26 protein-coding genes are annotated in these 22,283 nt (G+C 42.7%); 11 read left to right on the forward strand and 15 right to left on the reverse strand.

The genetic code is table 11. The features are described from left to right. Position 1: 1 nt before the first annotated feature. The 3 genes from SALWKB2_RS08040 to SALWKB2_RS08050 form a co-directional block, all read right to left on the reverse strand. Positions 2-337, reverse strand: coding sequence for a (2Fe-2S) ferredoxin domain-containing protein (locus SALWKB2_RS08040; RefSeq protein ID WP_025331160.1), 336 nt, complete (start codon positions 335-337; stop codon positions 2-4). Positions 338-401: 64 nt separating this feature from the next. Then, a complete protein-coding gene (locus SALWKB2_RS08045; protein ID WP_025331161.1) occupies positions 402-1,199 on the reverse strand; it encodes a polyamine aminopropyltransferase in 798 nt (265 codons plus the stop codon). Between the two features lie 578 nt (positions 1,200-1,777). Then, positions 1,778-2,641, reverse strand: a complete 864-nt coding sequence (locus tag SALWKB2_RS08050) for a phosphoribosylaminoimidazolesuccinocarboxamide synthase (protein ID WP_025331162.1) — start codon at positions 2,639-2,641, stop codon at positions 1,778-1,780. A 222-nt stretch (positions 2,642-2,863) separates the two neighbouring features. On the opposite strand from SALWKB2_RS08050, the gene SALWKB2_RS08055 reads away from it, so the two are divergent. From SALWKB2_RS08055 to SALWKB2_RS08065, 3 genes are all read left to right on the forward strand, one after another. Beyond that, complete coding sequence (locus SALWKB2_RS08055) at positions 2,864-3,178, forward strand: DUF883 family protein (protein ID WP_025331163.1); 315 nt, start codon at positions 2,864-2,866, stop codon at positions 3,176-3,178. Positions 3,179-3,264: 86 nt separating this feature from the next. Further along, positions 3,265-3,681 carry a phage holin family protein gene (locus tag SALWKB2_RS08060; protein ID WP_025331164.1) on the forward strand — a complete coding sequence of 139 codons (417 nt, stop codon included), beginning with the start codon at positions 3,265-3,267 and terminating at the stop codon, positions 3,679-3,681. Continuing rightward, positions 3,678-3,965, forward strand: coding sequence for a hypothetical protein (locus SALWKB2_RS08065; protein ID WP_025331165.1), 288 nt, complete (start codon positions 3,678-3,680; stop codon positions 3,963-3,965). The genes SALWKB2_RS08060 and SALWKB2_RS08065 overlap by 4 nt, the downstream gene beginning before the upstream one ends. A 73-nt stretch (positions 3,966-4,038) precedes the next feature. On the opposite strand, the gene dapD is transcribed toward SALWKB2_RS08065, so the two are convergent. Genes dapD through fur form a run of 3 tightly spaced genes read right to left on the reverse strand, consistent with a single transcriptional unit; the run spans position 4,039 to position 6,125 of the window. Then, a complete protein-coding gene (gene dapD, locus SALWKB2_RS08070; RefSeq protein WP_025331166.1) occupies positions 4,039-4,857 on the reverse strand; it encodes a 2,3,4,5-tetrahydropyridine-2,6-dicarboxylate N-succinyltransferase in 819 nt (272 codons plus the stop codon). A 15-nt stretch (positions 4,858-4,872) separates the two neighbouring features. Next, a complete protein-coding gene (aat, locus tag SALWKB2_RS08075) occupies positions 4,873-5,661 on the reverse strand; it encodes a leucyl/phenylalanyl-tRNA--protein transferase (RefSeq protein WP_025331167.1) in 789 nt (262 codons plus the stop codon). A 29-nt stretch (positions 5,662-5,690) separates the two neighbouring features. Then, on the reverse strand, positions 5,691-6,125 hold the full coding sequence (gene fur / locus SALWKB2_RS08080) for a ferric iron uptake transcriptional regulator (RefSeq protein ID WP_025331168.1): 435 nt from the start codon (positions 6,123-6,125) through the stop codon (positions 5,691-5,693). Between the two features lie 129 nt (positions 6,126-6,254). On the opposite strand from fur, the gene SALWKB2_RS08085 reads away from it, so the two are divergent. Continuing rightward, positions 6,255-6,614: an outer membrane protein assembly factor BamE gene (locus SALWKB2_RS08085; protein ID WP_025331169.1), complete on the forward strand. Its 360-nt coding sequence runs from the start codon at positions 6,255-6,257 to the stop codon at positions 6,612-6,614. 3 nt (positions 6,615-6,617) lie between these two features. Further along, positions 6,618-7,430 (forward strand): 4-hydroxy-tetrahydrodipicolinate reductase, encoded by an 813-nt coding sequence (dapB, locus tag SALWKB2_RS08090; protein WP_025331170.1) that lies wholly within the window; start codon positions 6,618-6,620, stop codon positions 7,428-7,430. 180 nt (positions 7,431-7,610) lie between these two features. On the opposite strand, the gene SALWKB2_RS08095 is transcribed toward dapB, so the two are convergent. Further along, positions 7,611-7,940 (reverse strand): four-helix bundle copper-binding protein, encoded by a 330-nt coding sequence (locus SALWKB2_RS08095; RefSeq protein ID WP_025331171.1) that lies wholly within the window; start codon positions 7,938-7,940, stop codon positions 7,611-7,613. 449 nt (positions 7,941-8,389) lie between these two features. Here SALWKB2_RS08095 and SALWKB2_RS08100 point away from each other — a divergent pair, with 449 nt between their 5' ends. Then, positions 8,390-8,662: a DksA/TraR family C4-type zinc finger protein gene (locus SALWKB2_RS08100; RefSeq protein WP_025331172.1), complete on the forward strand. Its 273-nt coding sequence runs from the start codon at positions 8,390-8,392 to the stop codon at positions 8,660-8,662. Between the two features lie 232 nt (positions 8,663-8,894). On the opposite strand, the gene SALWKB2_RS08105 is transcribed toward SALWKB2_RS08100, so the two are convergent. After that, positions 8,895-9,656 (reverse strand): XRE family transcriptional regulator, encoded by a 762-nt coding sequence (locus SALWKB2_RS08105; RefSeq protein WP_038649681.1) that lies wholly within the window; start codon positions 9,654-9,656, stop codon positions 8,895-8,897. A 1,275-nt stretch (positions 9,657-10,931) separates the two neighbouring features. Then, positions 10,932-11,417, reverse strand: coding sequence for a cyclic pyranopterin monophosphate synthase MoaC (gene moaC, locus SALWKB2_RS08110; protein WP_025331174.1), 486 nt, complete (start codon positions 11,415-11,417; stop codon positions 10,932-10,934). Positions 11,418-11,488: 71 nt separating this feature from the next. Between moaC and mog the strand changes: the two genes are divergently transcribed. Next, a complete protein-coding gene (mog, locus tag SALWKB2_RS08115; RefSeq protein ID WP_025331175.1) occupies positions 11,489-12,064 on the forward strand; it encodes a molybdopterin adenylyltransferase in 576 nt (191 codons plus the stop codon). A 213-nt stretch (positions 12,065-12,277) separates the two neighbouring features. Here mog and pntB read toward each other — a convergent pair whose 3' ends face one another. From pntB to queA, 6 genes are all read right to left on the reverse strand, one after another. Then, entirely contained in the window at positions 12,278-13,657 is a 1,380-nt protein-coding gene (gene pntB / locus SALWKB2_RS08120; protein ID WP_025331176.1) for a Re/Si-specific NAD(P)(+) transhydrogenase subunit beta, read from the reverse strand. Between the two features lie 12 nt (positions 13,658-13,669). Then, a complete protein-coding gene (locus tag SALWKB2_RS08125) occupies positions 13,670-15,205 on the reverse strand; it encodes a Re/Si-specific NAD(P)(+) transhydrogenase subunit alpha (protein WP_025331177.1) in 1,536 nt (511 codons plus the stop codon). Positions 15,206-15,551: 346 nt separating this feature from the next. Further along, positions 15,552-16,493 (reverse strand): siderophore ABC transporter substrate-binding protein, encoded by a 942-nt coding sequence (locus tag SALWKB2_RS08130; RefSeq protein ID WP_025331178.1) that lies wholly within the window; start codon positions 16,491-16,493, stop codon positions 15,552-15,554. 142 nt (positions 16,494-16,635) lie between these two features. Beyond that, positions 16,636-16,953, reverse strand: a complete 318-nt coding sequence (gene sugE / locus SALWKB2_RS08135; protein WP_025331179.1) for a quaternary ammonium compound efflux SMR transporter SugE — start codon at positions 16,951-16,953, stop codon at positions 16,636-16,638. A gap of 239 nt (positions 16,954-17,192) precedes the next feature. Then, positions 17,193-17,579 (reverse strand): lactoylglutathione lyase, encoded by a 387-nt coding sequence (gene gloA / locus SALWKB2_RS08140; protein WP_025331180.1) that lies wholly within the window; start codon positions 17,577-17,579, stop codon positions 17,193-17,195. A 17-nt stretch (positions 17,580-17,596) separates the two neighbouring features. After that, the gene (gene queA, locus SALWKB2_RS08145; protein ID WP_025331181.1) at positions 17,597-18,637 is read right to left on the reverse strand and encodes a tRNA preQ1(34) S-adenosylmethionine ribosyltransferase-isomerase QueA; all 1,041 of its coding nucleotides are present in this window, start codon (positions 18,635-18,637) and stop codon (positions 17,597-17,599) included. A 253-nt stretch (positions 18,638-18,890) separates the two neighbouring features. Between queA and aroQ the strand changes: the two genes are divergently transcribed. From aroQ to prmA, 4 genes are all read left to right on the forward strand, one after another. Then, positions 18,891-19,349 carry a type II 3-dehydroquinate dehydratase gene (gene aroQ / locus SALWKB2_RS08150; RefSeq protein ID WP_025331182.1) on the forward strand — a complete coding sequence of 153 codons (459 nt, stop codon included), beginning with the start codon at positions 18,891-18,893 and terminating at the stop codon, positions 19,347-19,349. A 41-nt stretch (positions 19,350-19,390) separates the two neighbouring features. Beyond that, entirely contained in the window at positions 19,391-19,852 is a 462-nt protein-coding gene (gene accB, locus SALWKB2_RS08155) for an acetyl-CoA carboxylase biotin carboxyl carrier protein (protein ID WP_025331183.1), read from the forward strand. A 45-nt stretch (positions 19,853-19,897) separates the two neighbouring features. Continuing rightward, positions 19,898-21,256, forward strand: coding sequence for an acetyl-CoA carboxylase biotin carboxylase subunit (gene accC / locus SALWKB2_RS08160; protein ID WP_025331184.1), 1,359 nt, complete (start codon positions 19,898-19,900; stop codon positions 21,254-21,256). A 91-nt stretch (positions 21,257-21,347) separates the two neighbouring features. Further along, a complete protein-coding gene (prmA, locus tag SALWKB2_RS08165; RefSeq protein ID WP_025331185.1) occupies positions 21,348-22,244 on the forward strand; it encodes a 50S ribosomal protein L11 methyltransferase in 897 nt (298 codons plus the stop codon). Positions 22,245-22,283 lie beyond the last annotated feature (39 nt).

Below are 22,283 nucleotides of genomic sequence, written 5' to 3' on the forward strand. Positions count from 1 at the left end.
TTTACTCATTACTTTCATGTTTATCCATTAACAATCGTGTAACAACACGATCGTTTGCCAGTTCTTCATCCAATATTTCCTGTAGGTCACTTTCGTCTACATAGGTATACCAGCGCCCCTGCGGATAAAGCACCATAACCGGCCCTTCATCACACCGGCCAAGACAGCCGGCACTGCTGATACGCAGCTTACCTACTCCCATCAGCCCCATGTCCTTAGCATGGCCTTTGAGATAATCAACTGCATCTGCACCAACATCATCGTCTCCACAGCTCTGGCGACACGGATTATCTCGGCGATTGGTGCAGACAAAAAGATGTTTAGCATAATAACTCACGGGTTTTCCTTTATTCTTTGTTTCTGCTCACACCGGCAATATCCATTTTGCCAGTATGAAATATTTAATCATTAAATGTCAGCACACGATTACTGTGTGATTGCTGAGCTTTAATTGAAGCCAGCATAGCAGGCAAATCCAGATTAAATTCAATTGCACGCTGTGCAGCGCGTTTTTTCAGTTTATCCCAGTCACGTACTGAAGGAGGCTGCTGAAAGGCCAGTACGGCAATATTGCCATGAGTTTCAGCCGGCACCATTAGTACTCTGTTGTCAAATACACTACGTAACCGGCGCACAAAAGTCTGAAACCGTTTGTCACCCTGCCACCAGTTAGTAACAAAGATGCCATGCTCACTCAGTGCCTGACGACAATCCTCAAAAAAAGGTTCAGCAACCAGACTGTCAATAATCTGCTCACCATCAAAGCCATCAACCAGAATGATATCTGTATTTCCCCGCAGTATCTTGATGTATTCGGCACCGTCGTCTTCAATAATTTCGAATTTTTCGCCCTCAAATGGCAGCTCAAACATACTGCGGGCAATACTGATAACCTGAGGGTTGATATCGACAGCAGTCTGACAGGCATCAGGCAGGTAAGCATCTATCCAGCGTGCAAATGAGCCACCGCCCAAACCTATTTGGGTAATATGCCGGGGCATACTGTCGGCAAACAATAACCATGCCATCATAGCCCGGCTATACGATAACACCAGTTCTGCCGGATCATCGACATTCATAGAACTTTGTATAGTAGACGTACCCAGATGGAGAGAACGTATATTGCCTGATTCGGATATGCCTACTTCAGGTAACTCATAGTGCGCAGGACGTAAACGACGATAGGGGTGTTGTGGCATAGTAATTTCCGTCATCAGATAACAATAAAGTAGCAATTGGCCGGATGGCTAATATGCAGTCTGATAATATTCAATATCAGATTAGCAGTAAACCGTGTAAAAATAATATTAGCCTCACTGATAAGACTGGAATAAACAGCAAATATAGTGAGGCCAGTTGGTGGTGTATTATATAGTTATAACAGATTTTTTGTTTTATAAAGTATTATGTCACTTTAGATAGCAAATGGTTTATTGAATCAATTTTCTGGTACTGCAACCTATAAATCCGGTGTTTCCATTTGTATTGCTGAATCACAAACTACCTATCATAAAATTTGTAAAATATCCAAGGGGTAATTTAATAGCTATCTGTGTTGTAAGATTTAACAAGTACAGATACAGAATAAGGTCAATAGACTGATTAGTGCTGTTATCAGCAAAATCACAAGCAAAGCACAATCCGATAATGGTGCTCTAAATCAGCAATAAAAGCAGGCAAACCATCCCCGGCTACTCAATATTCCTGTCGGAAAGAGTATGAGCTGATATACATAGGATGATACTGGCAGGACCGCTTGCCTGCCATTCATAATATTTTATGCTCCGGCAATCAGATGCAGGGCTTCTTCATATTTAGCCAGTGTTTTGGCAATTATGTCTGCCGGTATATGTGGTGCCGGTGGTTGTTTATTCCAACCGGACTCTACCAACCAGTCACGGATAAACTGTTTATCGAATGAAGGCGGATTGCTACCAACCTGATAGCTGTCTACAGACCAAAAACGGCTGGAATCCGGGGTAAGCACTTCATCCATAAGCGTCAAAACACCATTCTCATCCAAACCGAATTCAAATTTGGTATCGGCAATAATGATGCCTTTACTGCGAGCATAATCCGCGGCTTCTGAATATAGCTTAATCGCCTTAGCACTTACCTGCTCTGTCAGTTCTTCTCCCAGCAGAGAAGCACATTGTGACAAACTGATATTTTCATCATGGTCGCCTACAGCAGCTTTACTTGATGGAGTAAAAATCACCTCAGGTAATTGTTCAGCTTCCCGTAATCCCGCTGGCAATTTAATTCCGCAAACAGCTCCGGTTTGCTGGTAATCACGCCAGCCACTGCCAGAAAGATAACCGCGAACAATAGCTTCTATTTTCAACGGGCTTAATTTTTTTACCACAACTGCCCGTTTGGCAATTTTGTCAGCCTGCTGGCGTGGCAGCACATCATAAACTGTTTCACCAGTAAAATGGTTAGGCATAATATGTTGCAGTTTTTTAAACCAGAAATTTGATATCTGGGTAAGAATTTCGCCTTTTCCTGTTATAGGTTCAGGTAAAATTACATCAAAAGCCGATAAGCGGTCTGTAGCTACCATCAGCATGCGTTTCTCGTCAATTGCATACAAATCGCGTACTTTACCCGAATATATTTTTTCCAGCGCCAGCTCAGTCATCATCTACCTCTATTCAAGCGGTTAATCGCCAATATAATATACCTGTGCAAATCAATAACCTTGTGCTAAGGTAATCATTGTGCAACAAATGTTAGCAGCCAATGATTATTTTAACCGATATTGCAATACAACCGACAGTCTGTTTGCCGTACTGCAAGGGTTAAGCCGGTTGCTGATGTTAAATCGTAGATAAATTCCACGCCAATTGGAAGGAGAATTGCCATGGCTGATTTTGATTCACAAAAAAAAGATTTAATGAAAGAAGTACGTTCTGTACTGGATGAAGTTGAAGATTTATATGAAAACGCCGGCGACAACGGGTCTGATCAGGCTAAAGCATTGAAAGATCAGTTTCGTAAAAAACTAAGCAATACCAAATCCAAACTGTGCGATATCGAAAGTACACTGGCAGAAAAAGCCCGTGCTACAGCTGAACGCACTGATGAGTTGGTACATGAACAACCATACTATGCTATGGGTGTTGCTGCCGCAGTAGGCTTTCTTGCCGGTGTGTTGCTGGGACGTTGCAGACACTAAACAACTTACGGCATAAGTTCATTCAGGCAATCTGGTCTGACGATCGGTTGCCTGAATATAATTTACTTTTTAACGGATAATATACCATGAGTATAGGCAATCTTGGTCGTGACCTGCGCCAGCTGAAAATCTGGCTGACTTACGGCACTGAGTTATTATGGATTCGCTTACGTATGCTGCGTCTGGATGCGATTGCCCAGCTGCAAAGTATTATTGTACTGATGGTACTTGTTGTACTTGCCGGAGTAATGTTTTTTCTGGGATTCATCAGTTTATTATTCGGTCTGAATACTGTACTTTCCCCTCAGGCTAAAGTATGGGTATTTTTTGGTCTTGCCATTCTGTTTTTACTTTTGATTCTGCTTCTGACTATATTAATTATTAAATTGTTACGCAAGCAAAGCCAGTTTATGACAAAAACACTGGATGCAATGAGTGAAGATCTAAGCTATCTCAGACATACCGGCAAGCATGAAGCCAATGGAGAACACAGACGACCATGAGTAAATCTGATAAGCTGAATATCGCACAGCAACGCGAATTGCTGGACATACAGGCACAAGGTACGAGATTAAAATTACTCGCAGAGCAGCTCAGGAATGGTGATAATACCCATAAATCACGTTTATGGCAGCGCTCGCTGAATATTGTGGATAAAATTCCGGCAGGAGGTTTAGCTCTTAAGCTGGCGAACAAACCCAAACGCTGGCGCAACAAGCTGCTGGTGGGTGTTGTATTAACCGCGGCTACCCTGATAGCCAATAAAATTAGCCGCAATATACGTTAAAATACAACAGATAATAAAGATAAAGCCTCTTACCAGCAAGTAAGAGGCTTTTATTTATAAAACCTGAAAGAACTTAGATTCCACGCAGTAAATCATTAACACTGGTTTTAGCACGGGTTTTGGCATCTACCTTTTTGACAATTACTGCACAATACAGACTATGGCTGCCATCTTTTGCCGGAAGGCTGCCTGAAACCACAACAGAACCGGCTGGTACCCGGCCATAACTGATTTCACCGCTTTCACGGTCATAAATTTTAGTAGACTGACCAATAAATACACCCATCGAAATTACACTGCCCTCTTCGACAATTACCCCTTCAACAATTTCTGAACGGGCGCCGATAAAACAGTTATCTTCAATAATTGTTGGTGCTGCCTGTAAAGGTTCCAGTACACCACCTATGCCTACCCCGCCACTCAGGTGAACATGTTTACCAATCTGAGCACAGGAACCTACCGTTGCCCAAGTATCAACCATCGTACCTTCATCAACAAATGCACCAATATTAACAAATGAAGGCATCAGTACTACATTTTTACCAATATGACTGCCGGCACGTACTACTGCACCCGGAACTGCACGGAAGCCTGCCTGCTGAAAATCTGCGCCAGTCCAGTTGGCAAATTTAGTAGGTACTTTATCAAAATAGCGATTGACTGCATCATCTGCCAGTACATTGTCACTAATCCGGAAAGACAGCAATACTGCTTTTTTGGCCCATTCATTTACCAGCCACTGATTACCCTGTTTTTCAGCCACACGCAGATGTCCGCTGTCCAGTTGCTGTAAAGTTTCAGCTACAGCTTCCTTTACTTCGGCAGTTACAGAAACCGGAGTAATTTCAGCACGGTTTTCAAAAGCAGTTTCAATTACTTGTTGTAAAGACATACAATATTCCTATAATCAATAATTCAGTTCCGGATTATCTCTGGGTAAGGGTATAACACCATTATCTGCCAGTACCTGTGATTTGAAAGAGTCTGGCTGTGCCAGTGAACGCGGATTAAACTCATGCAGAAAGGCTGCAAATTCAGCATAAGGAATTTTACGGGCACCAAAGCTGGCTAAGTAATCAGTGTAAACCTGACAATCTATCAGCGGTACGCCCTGTTGCTGCAAATAATGCACGGCATGCACAAAAGCTATTTTGGAAGCATCCGAAGCATGAGCAAACATGGATTCACCATAGAATATCTGCCCAATCAGCACGCCGTATAAGCCTCCAGCCAGAATAGTATTGCCATCTGTATCCCGATACCAGCATTCAAATGAACAAGCATACTGCTGCTGATGTAACGAATAGTAAGCCTGCTGCATTTCTGCGCTCAGCCATGTACCGTTCTGTCCGGGGCGCGGCGTTTGGGCGCAGTTGGCAATCACCTGCCGGAAAGCATAGTTCATGGTCACGGCATAAGGCTTATTGCGCAGATTTTTCGCCAGAGAACGACTGATTTTCAACTCTGCCGGAAATAGTACCATCCGCTGCGCAAAAGACCACCACATAATAGGCTCATCAGGTGAATACCAAGGGAAAACACCCTGCCGGTATGCAGCCAGTATTCGGGCAGGAGATAAATCGCCGCCAACAGCCACCAATCCGTCACGTTGTTGCTGTGCAGTTTCAATATCTGGAAAATCCAGATTATTCCTGCTCAGAACCGGAACACGTAAGCGGTATTCAGGCTGTTTCATACTTGAATATCCTGCCCTTTATTTCAGTTTCAGAGATATTTATTGTCAAACTGCTGGCACTCAGTGCATACACCATACATATATAAGGCATGGTCAACAATACGGTAGCCGTTATCATCAGCAATCTTCTTTTGCAGCTTTTCAATTTCTTCACTGCAAAATTCAGTTACCTTTCCGCATTTAATGCATACAAGATGATCATGATGACCGCCGCGATTTAATTCATATACAGCTTTACCGGTTTCAAAATGATGGCGTAACAGAATATTAGCCTGTTCAAACTGGGTAAGCACACGATAAATGGTGGCCACACCGATTTCCACGCCTTCATCAAGCAGGCGCCGGTATACATCTTCTGCACTCATATGCAGTTCAGGCTGGGCTTCAAATAGCTCCAGAATCTTCAGTCTGGGGCCAGTAACCTTTAAACCGTTATCTTTTAATTGAGCTACATTGCTATTCATGATGCTTATTTCACCACTAAGTAATAATACTCGCTATAATACGCACTTTTAAGGCAATTGCCCACTGGGTGTCATACAATGTCGCCATCGCCATTGCTAACTGTTTCGTCCCGGATCAGAGGTATCAGTATGAAAAAAATATACTGCCTGCTGGCAGTGGCCGTTCTAGGCCTGAGCGCATGCTCCACAGCAAAACTGACACAAATTCCGTCGTACAAACTGAAAATTATTCAGGGTAACGAGCTCGACCAGAATGTTGTGAACTCTTTACAGCCCGGTATGAGCCGTGAACAAGTACAAATGCTGCTTGGCACTCCTTTACTCCGTGATCCGTTTCATGCCAACCGCTGGGATTATCTGTTTGTTATAACCCGTGCCAATGAAATTCAGGAAGAGAAGAAGCTGACTCTTTACTTTGATGCCAACGGAAAACTGATACATGCCGAAGGTGATGCTTTAACTGCTCAGCCTGTACCTGTAACGGAGTAAAACATGTCTACATCACGTTTAAGAATTGCTGTAGCCGGTGCCAACGGGCGTATGGGCAGAGCCCTTATTCAAAGCATCAGTCAGCGCCAGGATTGTGTTCTGAGCGGTGCCCTGGAACACGATGCTTCCCCTGCTATCGGTCTTGATGCCGGGTTTGCTATCGGTCTTGAGCTGGGCGTTAGTATTTGTCACGACCCGGAAAAAGTACTGGATAATACCGATGTATTGATAGATTTCAGCAAACCGGAATCCACACTGAATAATCTGGCTATCTGTGAACGGCTTGGTGTCAATGATGTTATCGGCACGACCGGTTTCGATGAAACAGGTAAACAACGCATTGCCTCAGCCGCTGAAAAAATTGGCATTGTATTTGCCCCTAATTTCAGTGTGGGTGTCAACCTGACCTTTGCTCTGCTTAATACCGCTGCCCGGGTATTAAATGAAGGCTACGATATTGAAATTATCGAAGCTCATCATCGCCATAAAGTTGATGCTCCTTCCGGTACTGCTCTGCGCATGGGAGAAGTAATTGCCGATGCACTAGGTCGTGATTTAAAAACCTGTGCCGTTTACGGGCGCGAAGGACATACCGGAGCGCGTGACCCGCAGACAATCGGCTTTTCAACTATCCGCGCCGGTGACATTGTCGGCGAACACACGGCATTGTTTGCAACTGATGGTGAACGTGTTGAAATCAGCCATAAAGCCTCCAGCCGTGCTACTTTCGCTAATGGTGCTGTCCGGGCGGCAGTGTGGCTGCGTCAGCACCCACATGGTCTGTTTGATATGCAGGATGTACTTGGTCTGAAATAAAGCAATCTGACTAACACAGTAAACAGGGTTAGCTATTAATCTGGCTAACCCTGTTTATTTTAGACATTTTAAAACTAAAAACGGTATAGAATTAATTATATTTTCAATAACATAACAACCATAAAAAAAGCCATTGACAGAAACAATGGCTTAAAAATTTTGCAATACATACTTCATTACTTATGCAGCCATAGCCATACATTTATCCGCGCAGGCATTACAAGCTTCAGCGCAGCGCTGACAGTGATCCATTTTAAAACGACCACATTCCTGAGCACAGGCACGGCAAACTTCAGCACACAGCTGACACACCTGTACGATAAAAGCACTGTTCATGCACATAAAATTAACAGCAAGTGTGCACATAGCCGCACATTGCATATCCAGATGAATACACTTAGCCATCATTTTGACATCATCTTCCTGCAGACAGGCAGTAGAACAATATTGGCATAAAGCAATACAGCGGTTACAGGCTTCTATACATTCTTTAAATTTCTGGGCATCCATGGTTGATATCCTATTCAGCAATATTTTGATTTAACAAGAGAAATCAAAATCAGTCTATAAAACCATAGCGCATATTGCAATCCATTTACAGGTAAATAAAATTATGATTTAGATAGATTAATTTAAGTTTTATCCGAATCTGTATTTCATATGCCAAATAACAGGTGAAAATTGTTTATTCACGTAAGTAAGCAAAATATAATAGAAAAATAATTTCAGAATATAAATTTTTATTTTCTAATTAGCCATTCATAAAGCAGATTGATTATTTTCAAAGTAAAATATTAAAACCGTTTCAATGATTAACTTTATGTTTGATCATAAAAATCCAGTAATCCAGATTCGTCCCCTCTTTACATTATCAATAAATATCTATATTAATCAGTAATATATTGAAATAAGACAATATAACTCCATATTAATAACCTATTATTTTGAAGGAGTTTATTATGGCCGGCGGCTGGGCATCAGATGATGCGGTAAATCAGCAGATTGAAAGCACAATAGAAGATGCCATCAATCATGTTCGCCAGCAAATAGATACAGCAGATGAAAGCGCAGAATTTTGTGAAGAATGTGGCGAAGCAATTCCTATCGGACGTCGTCAGGCTATTCAGGGTGTTCGTTTTTGTGTTCACTGTCAGGCCGAACGCGATAAGGAAATGCAGAAAACATTCAGTTTATATAACCGGCGTGGCAGCAAAGACAGCCAGTTACGCTAAATTCAGTATAAATAACAAAATGAAAATACATTTGCCAATTTTGTATATTTGATTGAATAAAATAAATAATACTGAGTATTATAAGTATTAAAAGTAAAAAATAAAGCAGTTTGTCTGTTTTAATCCGCTTACAGAGATTTTGCCGGTAATGATCTGATTGTGTATTAATACCGCCATATAAATTGAGTCAGACAATAACACCTCATTTCAATGCCGGAATTATCAGTACCATTCAGATTTTTCTGCAGTACCATTCTACTTTACCAATGATTTCAAAATTTTCCTCAGGATTATTCAGATCAATAGTAAATGCTTCGTATTCTTTATTAGCAGAAGTAACCAGTAATTGATTATTCGGTTTCAGCTGTGTACGCTTAACCTGTATATTATTTCCTATACGCAATACATACAGACCATCACCACCTTCTTTTTTATCATGATTAATCAGTACATGATCTCCGTGATTAAGTATTCCGGCCATACTGTCATCTTTGATAATAAAGGTACTCAGTTTTTGCGGATCTACATTCAGGATATTTTTCAGCCAGATACGATTAAATGCAAATGTGCATAAAACATTACTCTCACTTGCATTGACTTCATATGAATTCTGCAAAGAATACTCTGGAATAAATGCATAATCTCCGGCATATATTTCATTTGAGCGGCCGGCATAATCACAACTGCTTTCACTGAGGTGAGCACCGGTATTCACAGATAAAGGATTGGACAGCGTTGCATAGCAATCTTTTTGATTATTTTCTCTGTCCTTTTCAAATTTAGGTCCTTCACCTTTTGCTAACCATAATAGATTTACCTGTGCAGCATCAGCTATTTTAATTAAATTTTCGGCACCTGGTTCCGCACCATCTTTAACCCATTTAGATGCAGTCGGATAAGCAACCCCTACTCTTCTTGCTAATTCAGAAACACTTTTCAGAATATCTACTACTTCCTGCATTCTAGAGGCAAAGCCGACGTTAAAATTTTCCATATGGGAATTACCTTCAAATAAAAAATATGTAAGGTCAAATTTAAAATATATTTGCAAACAATAATTTACAATTTTAAAATTATAAAAAAGCAACATTTTGGTACATTATTTAAATTAAAACTTGCAAAATATAACTTTTACTATATAATTTAGTATGTAAATATATTAGGAGCATTAACTAATTACTTTAATATAATTAAATTTAACGTTAAATTTTTAACGTTAATGCAATACTATTCACTTACAGTATTGCATTTAATATTAAATAACGTACATTGGCTAAACATTCACTTTGCTTGCTTGGCACTGAATGAATAATACCATTTTGTCATGCGCAAGGAAATGCCAGAAAATGGGTGACTTCGTGTCTTTGTACTTTTTTTGTATAAAAAAATTGACCAAATAAAATAAAATATCACATTTTCTGAAACAATTGTTTAACCTAAAGCAATATTTTTCAAGTCATTATATGTGAATTTTTTGTTAAACATATAGTATTTTACTATTATTTCAAAATAAATACTCTTAAAATAAACCTCCATAAAAACCCTTTAAAACTTAATTTTTGATTAATTTTTAAATAAATTTCAATCAGTAAATTTATATTTATATTTATAGTTTTATATTTCCAATACTAAAATTTTCTTTAATATACAAATAAAACTTCCAAAATTTTTTTGGAAAATTAAATTGTAAACAAAAACAGCAAATTCATTTATTTTTCATTGATTTTGATTATACTATTAAATTTTTTTATTATAACTAAAAAGTATATATAAAGTTAACACTTCACTTTTTATATTAATTTTTTAATGTGTAACTATAAATCAAGTTACAACCTACAAATGCATAGATAAATCATAGCGAAATCAAACTATTAACTCATTATCAGTATAAATTTGAAGATTCAGATAAGCGGAAATTTTTTATTCAGCGTTCTGTTTAATCAACACGCTTTGTATTTAATAATAATTAAATTAGATACGAGAAGACAGGCGAAGCTTTCAAATAGCAGAGAATTAATTTAGGTGACTTACAGATTGGCTTTGCTGGATTTAATGATAATACTGATGCAATCCATCTGTAGCAGAATAGGATCTAAGACAATTTATCTTCAATGTTATAGACGGTTTGAGTACAGTTTATTACCATAGCTATTTTATTATTAGTAACTTTGCTTATTTAAAGTCACTGACAGAATATTTCTAAGACTAAATTGCTCAGGCAACTATTTTATTTTTCAGTGACTATTCGTTTATATTTATTTTAGCAGTATCAGGACTGGCGATGCCAGGTACCGGACTGACCGCCCTCTTTGTGTTGTAGACAGATATTGCTGATAATCATACTGCGATCTACTGCCTTGAGCATATCATAAATAGTAAGCAGTCCGACACTGGCAGCAGTTAATGCTTCCATTTCAACTCCGGTCTGCCCCGTATTTTCTGTTTGTACACAAATAGTAATACTGCGTTTTTCATCATCAAGACTGAAATCAACATTAACCCGGGTAAGTGCTATCGGATGGCATAAAGGTATTAAATTACTGGTTTGTTTAGATGCCTGTATTGCGGCAATTCGTGCAATACCGAGCACATCCCCTTTTTTACTGTCACCATTGCGTATTTTATTAAACGCAGTTTCATTGACACTGATAATACCAGTTGCAATGGCAATGCGCTTACTATGCGGTTTGGCTCCCACATCTACCATATGAGCTTCGCCACGGTTATTGAAATGTGTTAACTCGTCTGAATTCATCTTGCTTCACTGACAGGCTAAAGGGTCTATATTACAATAATTGTCTTTGTAATGCTGGATGAGCTCTGAAAATGGATACATTGTCTTTATTAAAAATTGGTCTGGTTTCTATCAGTGACCGGGCCTCTACTGGCGTCTACACGGATCAGGGTTTGCCTGAACTGAAAAAATGGTTACAGCGTGCGGTATTGAATCCTCTGGAATTTGTTGAGCACCTGATTCCGGATGAACAGCCACTTATTGAAAGTATTCTGACTCAGCTTGCCGATGAAGATGCCTGCCCTCTGATTCTGACTACCGGCGGCACCGGCCCTTATTTACGCGATGTAACTCCGGAAGCAACGCTGGCAGTAGCCGACCGGGTAATTCCGGGCTTTGGTGAATTAATGCGGCAAATTAGTCTGCATTTCACTCCTACTGCTATTTTATCGCGTCAGGTAGGGGTACTGCGTGGCAATAGTCTTATTCTGAATTTACCCGGTAAACCATCTGCAATTGCAGAAACGCTGGGGGGCGTAAAAGATGAACAGGGGAAAACCCTGATACCGGGTATTTTTGCTTCAATACCTATTGCAGTAGATGCAGTTGGCGGCCCGCTTATCCGTACAGATTCCGATTTTTGTCCGGTAGTATTACCCAAGCGCTGATTAGATAATGCCTGATGTTCACAGACCAATTAATTTGGCAATGAATTTAATTGGCGGAAAATGGAAAGGTGTGATTCTTTATCCAATAAATAACATTCTGTAATTTTTAGCAGATAGGATAATATCCAGATTTATTTTGAATTTCTTAAGATTTGTATTGATCGAGCTTTAATAAAAAACAGTCTGGTAAATGACCAGACTGTTTTTTCACTGTTAAATATTTTTATCCACTTCATCCAGCGTAGCTTTGGCATCACCAAAACACATTCTGACATTTTCTTCATAAAACAGTGGATTATCTACACCTGCATAACCGGATTGCATGGAACGTTTAAATACAATCACGTTTTTGGCTTCCCAGACATGCAATACCGGCATACCGGCAATAGGACTATTCGGATCGGTTACTGCTGCCGGATTGACTGTATCATTGGCACCAATCACCAGTACCACATCAGTATCGCTGAGATCATCATTGATTTCGTCCATCTCCAGTACAATATCATAAGGTACTTTTGCTTCAGCCAGTAATACATTCATATGTCCGGGCAGGCGTCCGGCTACCGGATGAATCCCGAAGCGGACATTAATACCTTGCTGGCGCAGTTTGGCGGTAATGCTGGCCACTGCATTTTGTGCATGAGCTACCGCCATACCGTATCCCGGCGTAATAATGACGCTATGTGCATTTTTCAGTGTATCTGCTACCTGCTCCGGTTTGATTTCCTGAACTTCGCCGGCTGGTACATTGTCACTGTTTGCGGCTAGCGGCGCTGAGCCGAAACCACCGCCAATTACAGACAGAAATTTGCGATTCATCGCCTGACACATGATATATGACAAAATCGCACCGGACGAACCGACTAATGCACCGGTAACAATCAGTAAATCGTTATCAAGCATAAAACCGGCAGCAGCAGCAGCCCAGCCTGAATAAGAATTCAGCATGGAAATGACCACCGGCATATCTGCTCCGCCAATCGAAGCGACCAGATGATAACCGAATACCAGTGCAATCAAAGTCATGACAATCAGGGCAAAACCGGAACCGCCAACACCTACGAACCACAGCATCAGTAAAAATGACAATACCAGTGCGCCCAGATTGAGCAGGTGCCGGTGTGGCAGTTGCAGGGGGCTGCTGGCAATCTTACCATTCAGTTTTCCCCATGCTACTAATGAACCACTAAAGGTTACTGCACCAATAAATACCCCCAGAAATACTTCAACCAGATGGATGGTGAACATGTCTGAGTCTACATCATGAGGGTCGATATAGCTGTTGAAACCCACCAGTACGGCAGCTAATCCGACAAAGCTGTGCAGCATAGCAATCAGCTCCGGCATCTGGGTCATTTCCACTTTCTTAGCCTGTTGCAGACCCACTGCACCACCAATAACCATGGCAATAATCACCCAGCCCAGACCATGCGCATTTTCACTGAAAACCGTAGCAATCAGCGCAATAGCCATACCTGCTATGCCCAGATAACAGCCACGTCTGGCACTTTCCTGCTGTGAGAGTCCGGCCAGACTCAGAATAAACAATACTGCAGCAACGATGTATGCAGCAGTTACGATACCTTGAGACATACCGTTTCCCCCTTATTTACGAAACATATTGAGCATACGGCGGGTAACAGCAAAGCCACCGAAGATATTAACGCTGACTATCGCTACTGCAATAAAGGCCAGCAACGATACAAAACCATGTCCCTGCCCGATTTGCAGCAATGCACCTACTACAATAATACCCGATATGGCATTAGTTACCGACATTAACGGGGTATGCAGGGCGTGGTTCACGTTCCATACCACAAAGTAACCCACTACACAGGCAAGTACAAATACCATGAAGTGATTCAGAAAAGCTACCGGAGCAACCGCACCTATCCACAACATCAGTATGACTGCAATTGCTGCCCAGATGATTTTTTTGTTTGCTGATGCCGGCTGTGCTGTCGCAACAGGAGCCGGAGCTGTAGCTTTCGGCTCGGCTTTCGGCGCGGCGGATACCTGAATCGGTGGTGGCGGATACATGCTGTTGCCTTCATGAGTAACAGTCATGTTACGGATAATCACATCTTCGAAGTTTAATGCCAGCTCACCATCCTTATTTGGTGTAAGCAGGCGTGCCAGATTAACCAGATTTGTGCCATAAAGCTGTGAAGACTGGCCGGCCAGACGGTTAGCCATATCGGTATAACCAATTATTTTCACCCCATTGGCTGTAGTAATAATTTTACCGGGTTCGGTATATTCGCAGTTACCACCGGTAGCAGCGGCCAGATCCACGATTACCGAACCTTCACGCATACTGTCTACCATCTCCCGGGTAATCAGTTTGGGAGCAGGTTTTCCTGGAATCGCAGCAGTTGTAATAATAATGTCAACTTGTCTGGCCTGTTCGGCAAACAGTTTCATTTCTGCTTCAATATAAGCAGCACTCATGGTTTTAGCATAGCCGTCACCACTACTGCTTTCTTCTTCCTGATAGTCCAGTTGCAGAAAGTTACCACCCATAGACTCAATCTGGTCAGCAACTTCAGGGCGGGTATCGAATGCATTAACCACGGCACCAAGCTGACGGGCTGTACCAATAGCGGCCAGACCAGCCACCCCTGCACCTATCACCAGCACTTCTGCCGGAGGAACTTTACCGGCAGCAGTAATCTGGCCGGTAAAGAAACGGCCAAAGTTTTCAGCAGCTTCAATTACCGCCCGATAGCCACTGATATTAGCCATTGACGACAATGCATCCATTGCCTGTGCACGTGAAATCCGCGGTACCATGTCCATTGCCAGTACGGTAATTTTTTTCGCCTGTAACTGCTGTACCAGCTCTGGCTGCTGCGCCGGCATGATAAAGCTGACCAGTATCGTGCCGGACTGCATGGCGGCAATTTCTTCTTTATTCGGTGCATTTACCTTAAATATTAGCGGACACTGCCAGACAGTGCCTGCATCGGCCACTGTTGCGCCTGCTTCCTGATACAAACCGTCAGACAAGCTGGCGGCCTTACCAGCATCATGCTCAATAACAACTTCATGCCCCAATTTAATTAGCTGGGTAACGGTTTTCGGCGTAGCCGCTACTCTGGTTTCACCGGCAAGAGATTCGCGTGGAATACCTATCTTCATTCTTATTCCTTTCCGAGGAAGGTGCCGTAAAATAGTTTTAACTGTAAATATTTGTCTGCTCTGATATATTTGCTCTGAGTTAATCAGTATAGACTGCCTGCCTAACCCATAACTATCAGAAGATAATATTTTTTGTTGTTTACAACCACTATATTATCGAAAACACAGCAATAAAACCTTTATTCAGGTCATTATTTGTGTCTTATTTAAAAAATTTAACAATTACATTTACATATAATATGTCTTTATCAATAATGTTTATTATCAGGATAGGCTATTATCTGTTTTCAATAAAAAAGCCAGCCATTAGTAATAACGGCTGGCTATAATGTGACAAGAACAAAATTTAATTCATGCTGTTCAGCGGCCGGATAACTTCATCAATCTGACGGTTCAGACTTTCCAGCCCGTTGCCGGATAAATACCACAAGTCAGCACTAAGATTAACGATTTGTGTACCTGCATTCTGCATAACTTTATTATCAAAATAATCGCTGCGCATCGGTGTATTGCCTATTGCTTTACTGCGGTCAACAACGTAAATAATATCCGGATGATATTGAGCAATAAACTGATTATCAACCATTATACGTGCCGGCCGGCCATTTTCAGCTTTATCCGGTACAGGCAGAGCATTGGCATTTACAGCCCGTTTTACATGTAATTCATCGAATATCAGCGCAGCATAGCTACCCTGATTCATCAGCATCACATTTCCATCATTATGTAATACCACGATGGCTTTTTTACCGGATTGCTGCGCGAGCTGACGGGCTGCATCCATTTTTAAATCCAGTGCATTCAACTGCTCCTGCGCCAGTACTTCTTTGCCGGCAATTTTCCCCAGCAATCTGATCTGATTCTTGACCGCAGAATAATAATTTTCACCGGCATTAACTGAATAATTGAGTGTAGGTGCAATGGCACTTAAATCTTTATAGAAATTATTCTGCCTTCCGCTCATGATTATCAGATCCGGACTGGCAGCTTTAATACCGGTAATATTCGGCTCCTTCATTTTGCCTGAATCCTGTACCCGTGCATTATGATATTGTTGCAGATAAGCCGGAATATTACTTACCGGCGCAGCAATAACGCGGTTGCCGGCACCCAGCGCATCCAGCGTATCTAAAGCACCGAAATCCATCACAACAATTTTTTGCGGTTGTACCGGTATCTTAATTTCTTCGCCAGCCTGAGTAAGGTTAATTGACGGTGCAGTGCTTTGACAGGCACTTAACCCCATCATCAGAGCCGATGCCACAGCCAGCGTTATTATTTTTTTCATAACTGAATTACCCCTTGAATTTTAAATTATTAAATAATGATAATTATTATCATTATTTAATATAAATGTCCAGCTTTGCAATACAATCCGGCTTAATATAAATTTAATAAGCGGATATTATAACTTACCGGACAGTATGAATTTAGTGTGCGCCCAGTTTCAGACCAATAATACCGGCAATAATCAGTGTCAGGCTAATCAGACGCATGGCACCAGCCGGTTCTTTAAAAGCAATGATACCGACAATGGTTGCTCCAACAGCGCCAATACCAGTCCAGACTGCATAAGCTGTACCTACCGGTAATGAACGCATGGACTGTGCCAGCAGAAGAAAGCTGCCAACCAGAGCAGCCAATGTAATGATACTCGGAGTGAATTTAGTAAAATTCTGTGAATACTTAAGACCAATTGCCCAGACTATTTCAAGTATGCCGGCCAGCAATAATGACACCCAAGCCATAATGATTCCTGTTAAGGCTGATGCAGGCCGTCCTGCGTGAGAATCTACCGGCCGGGTCGTCCCGAACGGATGCATAAATAAGCATATGAATAATGGCATCATAATAGGCAGTCTGAATCAGCGTCAAGCAATCAAAACTCCATTGGAACAAAAACAGATGGCTATAAACCATCTGTCAGGATATAGATACTGATCGCAGTTCAGTCTGCCACAGTTATAATCAATATAATGCTGCGAACTTATTTCTTCTTCTGAATGAATTCAATTTTATAGCCATCAGGATCTTCCACAAATGCGATGACAGTAGTGCCATGCTGCATGGGTCCGGCCTCACGGGTTACACGACAGCCCTTAGCGCGCACAGCATCACAGGCAGCATAAGCATCATCTACCTCAATAGCAATATGTCCGTATCCTGTACCTAGATCATAAGTAGGTGTATCCCAGTTATAGGTTAATTCCAGTACGGTACTGTCAGATTCTTCACCATAGCCGACAAAAGCCAGAGTAAAACGTCCGCCGGGAAAATCTTCCCGTCGCAGCAGTTTCATACCAAGCACATCCTGATAAAACGCCAGTGATTTATCCAGATCACCTACTCGCAGCATAGTATGCAACATTCTCATGTTATGTTCCTTATATCTTATTCTGTTTTTGTTTTTGCCAGATTACCCAGCAGCATGGCATCGCCATAACTGAAAAAGCGGTATCCGGCACCAATGGCATGCTGGTAAATGGCACGAATTTCATCATAACCGCTAAATGCGCTTACCAGCATGAGTAAAGTTGATTTAGGCAGGTGAAAGTTGGTAATCATGCGGTCAATTACCTTAAACTCATAGCCCGGCGTAATAAAAATATTGGTATCGCCCTGGCCTGCCTGTAATTTTCCGCTGCGTGCTGCAGACTCCAGTGCGCGAACTGCTGTTGTGCCTACCGCCCAGATTTTATTTCCTCGCGCCTGTGCCGCTTCAATCTCTGCTACAACTTCCTCACTCACGTCATACCATTCACTATGCATATGATGTTCAGCAATATTTTCTACCCGCACCGGCTGAAAGGTGCCTGCACCCACATGTAAAGTTACTTCGGTCAGGTGCACGCCTTTATCTCGCAATTGTTGCAAAATAGTATCGGTAAAGTGCAAACCGGCGGTAGGGGCAGCTACTGCTCCTTCATATTTAGCATAAATCGTCTGATAGCGTTCATCATCGTCGTGATCAGCCGAACGGGTAATGTATGGTGGTAATGGCAAATGGCCGTGAGCTTCCAGTAGCTCCCATACAGTTTTGTCGCCGGAAAAATGCAGTACAAATAACTCACCTTGTCGCGCCTGCATCTGTGCATGTAATCCGCCTTCGAAAATCAGTTCTGTACCCGGTTTGGGCGACTTAGACGAACGCACATGCGCCAGAGCAGTATGGTTATCCAGCACTCGTTCAATCAATGCTTCAATCTGACCGCCACTGGCTTTACGGCCAAAAAGGCGGGCTTTCATTACACGGGTATTGTTAAATACCAGAACATCACCGGCTGCCACATAATCTGCCAGCCGGATAAATTCACTGTCTGCCGGAGACTGCCCGGGCAAAGCCACCAGCAGACGGCTACTGCCGCGCTCAGCCGGAGGATGCTGGGCAATCAGTTCCGGTGGCAAATCAAAATCAAAATCATTAATATGCATGTATATGTGCCCGAAAAAGGCAAAAGACATATTATAAGCCGGCTTGCACAGACTGCGAAGCAGTAGCATATTACCCTTATCAGCCACAGTTTAAATATCCGGCTTATCAGTTTATTAAGCACGCAAAATAAGGCTGCCAGACTATTATACGGGAAAACAGTTGTAGTTTATATAGTGAATTTTTACGAAAATACTGGACATTTGCGCGCATTTTCGGCAAAAATGGCGCAATTTTGCGATAAACAATTAATTTATGAGTGCCTCAATTCTGGTTTTAAACGGCCCCAATCTGAATCTTTTAGGGTTACGGGAGCCGCATATATATGGCCATACCACACTGGCAGACATTAATCAGAAACTGCTTGTACAGGCACAGGCAGCCGGCCTAACACTGGAAACACTGCAAAGTAATGCCGAACATGTTCTGACAGAACGCATTCAGGCTGCATTAACTGATGATACCCGGTTTATTATTATTAATCCGGGTGCATTTACTCATACCAGCGTAGCCATTCGTGATGCTTTTGCAGCTGCCGGCAAACCATTTATTGAGATACACATTTCAAATGTACATGCACGCGAAGCGTTCCGGCGCCATTCCTATCTGTCCGATATTGCCATGGGGGTAATCTGTGGTCTGGGCGTATACGGTTATGAGGCAGCGTTACACCGCGCAATTGAATACATTCAAGAGACAGATCGCCAACACTAATACCTATTGCGATCAGGTCCAATCACACAAGGGTTCATAATATGGATTTACGTAAACTTAAAAAACTCATTGATTTGGTAGAAGAGTCAGGCATTGCTGAAATCGAAGTGACTGAAGGTGAGGAAAAGGTACGCATTACCCGCACTACTGCTGCTCAGCCAGTATATTCTGCACCAGTACAACAACAGCCGGCTGTTATGGCTGCACCAGCAGCAGTTCCGGCAGAAGCTGCTCCCGCAGCAGCCGTACCGGCAGCCGGTCCTGATCTGAGCAAAGCGATGAAATCACCGATGGTCGGAACTTTTTACCGGGCAGCAAGTCCGACTTCTGCACCGTTTGTTGAAGTGGGGCAAACCGTTAATGCCGGCGACACTCTGTGTATCATCGAAGCCATGAAACTGATGAATGAAATTGAAGCTGATCACAGTGGCGTGGTCAAAGAAATTCTCGTATCCAACGGGCAGCCTGTAGAGTTTGGTGAACCGCTGTTTATTATTGAGTAATCTTAATATCAGTCATAACTCCCCTTTTTTACAAGGTACTGCCTCATGTTAAAAAAAGTTCTTATTGCCAATCGTGGCGAAATTGCGCTGCGCATTCTGCGCGCCTGCCATGAAATGGGTATTGCAACCGTGGCTGTGCATTCAGAAGCCGACAGTGATGCTCTGCACGTTAAGCTGGCTGATGAATCTGTTTGTATTGGTCCGGCCAGTTCCGCCCAAAGTTACCTGAATATCCCTGCTCTGATTTCCGCTGCTGAAGTTACCGATGCTGATGCCATTCACCCCGGTTATGGATTTCTGGCAGAAAATGATGGTTTTGCAGAACAGGTGGAGCAGTCCGGTTTCGTTTTTATCGGTCCGCGTCCGGAAACCATACGTCAGATGGGCGACAAAGTTTCTGCGAAAAAGGCAATGCAGGCTGCCGGTGTTCCCTGTGTACCCGGTTCAGATGGTGCATTACCGGAAGATCCGCAGGAAATTGAAAAAATCGGTGCTGCGGTAGGCTATCCGGTCATTATTAAAGCATCAGGCGGCGGCGGCGGTCGCGGTATGCGCGTAGTTGAAAAGGCTGAGGATTTACTGGCCGCAGTAGAAATGACCCGTACTGAAGCCGGTGCTGCTTTTGGTAATCCTGCAGTGTATATGGAGCGCTATCTGCAGAAACCGCGCCATATTGAAATTCAGGTACTGTGTGATGAACATGGCAATGCCATTTATCTGGGTGAGCGTGACTGCTCTATGCAGCGCCGCCATCAGAAAGTCATTGAAGAAGCACCGGCGCCATTTATCACTGCGGAAGAACGCGAACGTATTGGTAGCGCGTGTGTGGCTGCATGTCAGCGCATCGGCTACCGTGGTGCAGGTACATTTGAATTTCTATATGAAGATGGTGAGTTCTTCTTCATTGAAATGAATACCCGTGTACAGGTTGAGCATGCTATTACTGAGCTGATTACCGGTGTGGATATTGTGCAGGAGCAAATCCGTGTAGCTTCCGGTCTGCCTCTATCCTACACTCAGGCAGATATCCGTTTACAAGGACATGCTTTTGAATGCCGGATTAATGCCGAAGACCCGTATACTTTTGTTCCCAGCCCCGGCCTGATTACCAGCTGCCATCAGCCCGGTGGTAACGGTGTGCGCATTGACAGCCATATTTATCAGGGCTATACCGTACCTCCTTATTACGATAGCATGATTGGTAAGGTTTGTACCCACGGGCGTGATCGTAATGAAGCTATCGCCAAAATGCGTGTTGCCCTGCAGGAGCTGGCCATCACCGGTATTAAAACCAATACCAACCTGCACCGTGATATTTTTGCTGATCCGGGTTTCATTCATGGTGGTGAAAGTATTCATTATCTTGAACAATGGTTACAAAAACACAAAGAATCACAAAAATAATTTACAATAAGCATACATTGCGCTTTTGTTTGCAGGCAGCCGCGGTGGCTGCCTGAAGTTTTATAAAACATCCAGTTACGGTAAAAAAGCCATGCACTACCAACAAGTTGTTATTACAGTTACACAAGATCAGGTGGATAAGCTCTCCGATGCACTGATTGAAAACGGCGCATTAAGTACAGCCATTGAAGATGCCAATGCAGGCAATGATAATGAACAGCCGATTTTCGGCGAACCTGATATGCCAACCGAACAGGTGTGGCAGCAAAGTAACATTGTGGCACTGTTTGATGAAAATACTGATATTGATTCCGTTGTCTCTACAGCGGCACAGGAATGTGCTATTTCCAAACCACAGTACTATCTTGAAACCATTCCTGAGCAGGACTGGGTACGGCTGACCCAGTCTCAGTTTGACCCGATTCAGATTTCTTCGCGCTTATGGATTACGCCATCATGGCATAACCAGCCAACTCAACCGGGGGTCATCAATCTGCAACTGGATCCGGGGCTGGCTTTCGGTACCGGGAGTCACCCCACTACCCGGCTGTGCCTGCAATGGCTGGATAAGCATGTGCGCAGTGGTGAAACTCTGCTGGATTATGGCTGTGGTTCAGGTATTCTGACGATTGCCGCACTGAAACTGGGTATCGGCCGTGCCTGTGGTGTAGACATTGATCCGCAGGCAATCCGTGCCAGTCAGGATAATGCTGCACAAAATCAGGTTAGTGCTGAATTTTATCTTCCGGATAATTTGCCAGCCGGTCAGAAATTTGACATCGTTGTTGCAAATATTCTGGCTAATCCGTTACGCATGCTGGCTCAAATGCTGGCAGAACGTACCCGTACCGGTGGTGAAATTGTCCTGTCAGGTATTCTGGCAGAACAAACAGAAGAGCTCAGTGGAATATATCGTCAGTGGTTTGATTTGAACTCACCTAAAACACTGGACGGGTGGGTATGTATTAGTGGCCGTAAAAGAGCATAATTGTCCGGTTCTGCTATTTATCTGAAAATACCGGCATGA

The organism is Snodgrassella alvi wkB2 (assembly GCF_000600005.1).
In the GTDB taxonomy this organism is placed as follows: domain Bacteria; phylum Pseudomonadota; class Gammaproteobacteria; order Burkholderiales; family Neisseriaceae; genus Snodgrassella; species Snodgrassella alvi.

Bases quoted from the DNA above. Each gene is read 5' to 3' on its own strand.
- SALWKB2_RS08065 (WP_025331165.1), top strand. From the start codon at position 3,678: ATGAGTAAATCTGATAAGCTGAATATCGCACAGCAACGCGAATTGCTG.
- sugE (WP_025331179.1), bottom strand. From the start codon at position 16,953: ATGGCTTGGGTGTCATTATTGCTGGCCGGCATACTTGAAATAGTCTGG.
- SALWKB2_RS08130 (WP_025331178.1), bottom strand. From the start codon at position 16,493: ATGAAAAAAATAATAACGCTGGCTGTGGCATCGGCTCTGATGATGGGG.
- aat (WP_025331167.1), bottom strand. From the start codon at position 5,661: ATGAAACAGCCTGAATACCGCTTACGTGTTCCGGTTCTGAGCAGGAAT.
- accB (WP_025331183.1), top strand. From the start codon at position 19,391: ATGGATTTACGTAAACTTAAAAAACTCATTGATTTGGTAGAAGAGTCA.
- SALWKB2_RS08055 (WP_025331163.1), top strand. From the start codon at position 2,864: ATGGCTGATTTTGATTCACAAAAAAAAGATTTAATGAAAGAAGTACGT.
- queA (WP_025331181.1), bottom strand. From the start codon at position 18,637: ATGCATATTAATGATTTTGATTTTGATTTGCCACCGGAACTGATTGCC.
- mog (WP_025331175.1), top strand. From the start codon at position 11,489: ATGGATACATTGTCTTTATTAAAAATTGGTCTGGTTTCTATCAGTGAC.
- prmA (WP_025331185.1), top strand. From the start codon at position 21,348: ATGCACTACCAACAAGTTGTTATTACAGTTACACAAGATCAGGTGGAT.
- dapD (WP_025331166.1), bottom strand. From the start codon at position 4,857: ATGTCTTTACAACAAGTAATTGAAACTGCTTTTGAAAACCGTGCTGAA.
- SALWKB2_RS08045 (WP_025331161.1), bottom strand. From the start codon at position 1,199: ATGCCACAACACCCCTATCGTCGTTTACGTCCTGCGCACTATGAGTTA.
- aroQ (WP_025331182.1), top strand. From the start codon at position 18,891: ATGAGTGCCTCAATTCTGGTTTTAAACGGCCCCAATCTGAATCTTTTA.
- dapB (WP_025331170.1), top strand. From the start codon at position 6,618: ATGTCTACATCACGTTTAAGAATTGCTGTAGCCGGTGCCAACGGGCGT.
- SALWKB2_RS08105 (WP_038649681.1), bottom strand. From the start codon at position 9,656: ATGGAAAATTTTAACGTCGGCTTTGCCTCTAGAATGCAGGAAGTAGTA.
- fur (WP_025331168.1), bottom strand. From the start codon at position 6,125: ATGAATAGCAATGTAGCTCAATTAAAAGATAACGGTTTAAAGGTTACT.
- moaC (WP_025331174.1), bottom strand. From the start codon at position 11,417: ATGAATTCAGACGAGTTAACACATTTCAATAACCGTGGCGAAGCTCAT.
- SALWKB2_RS08085 (WP_025331169.1), top strand. From the start codon at position 6,255: ATGAAAAAAATATACTGCCTGCTGGCAGTGGCCGTTCTAGGCCTGAGC.
- SALWKB2_RS08100 (WP_025331172.1), top strand. From the start codon at position 8,390: ATGGCCGGCGGCTGGGCATCAGATGATGCGGTAAATCAGCAGATTGAA.
- pntB (WP_025331176.1), bottom strand. From the start codon at position 13,657: ATGTCTCAAGGTATCGTAACTGCTGCATACATCGTTGCTGCAGTATTG.
- gloA (WP_025331180.1), bottom strand. From the start codon at position 17,579: ATGAGAATGTTGCATACTATGCTGCGAGTAGGTGATCTGGATAAATCA.
- SALWKB2_RS08125 (WP_025331177.1), bottom strand. From the start codon at position 15,205: ATGAAGATAGGTATTCCACGCGAATCTCTTGCCGGTGAAACCAGAGTA.
- SALWKB2_RS08095 (WP_025331171.1), bottom strand. From the start codon at position 7,940: ATGGATGCCCAGAAATTTAAAGAATGTATAGAAGCCTGTAACCGCTGT.
- SALWKB2_RS08060 (WP_025331164.1), top strand. From the start codon at position 3,265: ATGAGTATAGGCAATCTTGGTCGTGACCTGCGCCAGCTGAAAATCTGG.
- SALWKB2_RS08050 (WP_025331162.1), bottom strand. From the start codon at position 2,641: ATGACTGAGCTGGCGCTGGAAAAAATATATTCGGGTAAAGTACGCGAT.
- accC (WP_025331184.1), top strand. From the start codon at position 19,898: ATGTTAAAAAAAGTTCTTATTGCCAATCGTGGCGAAATTGCGCTGCGC.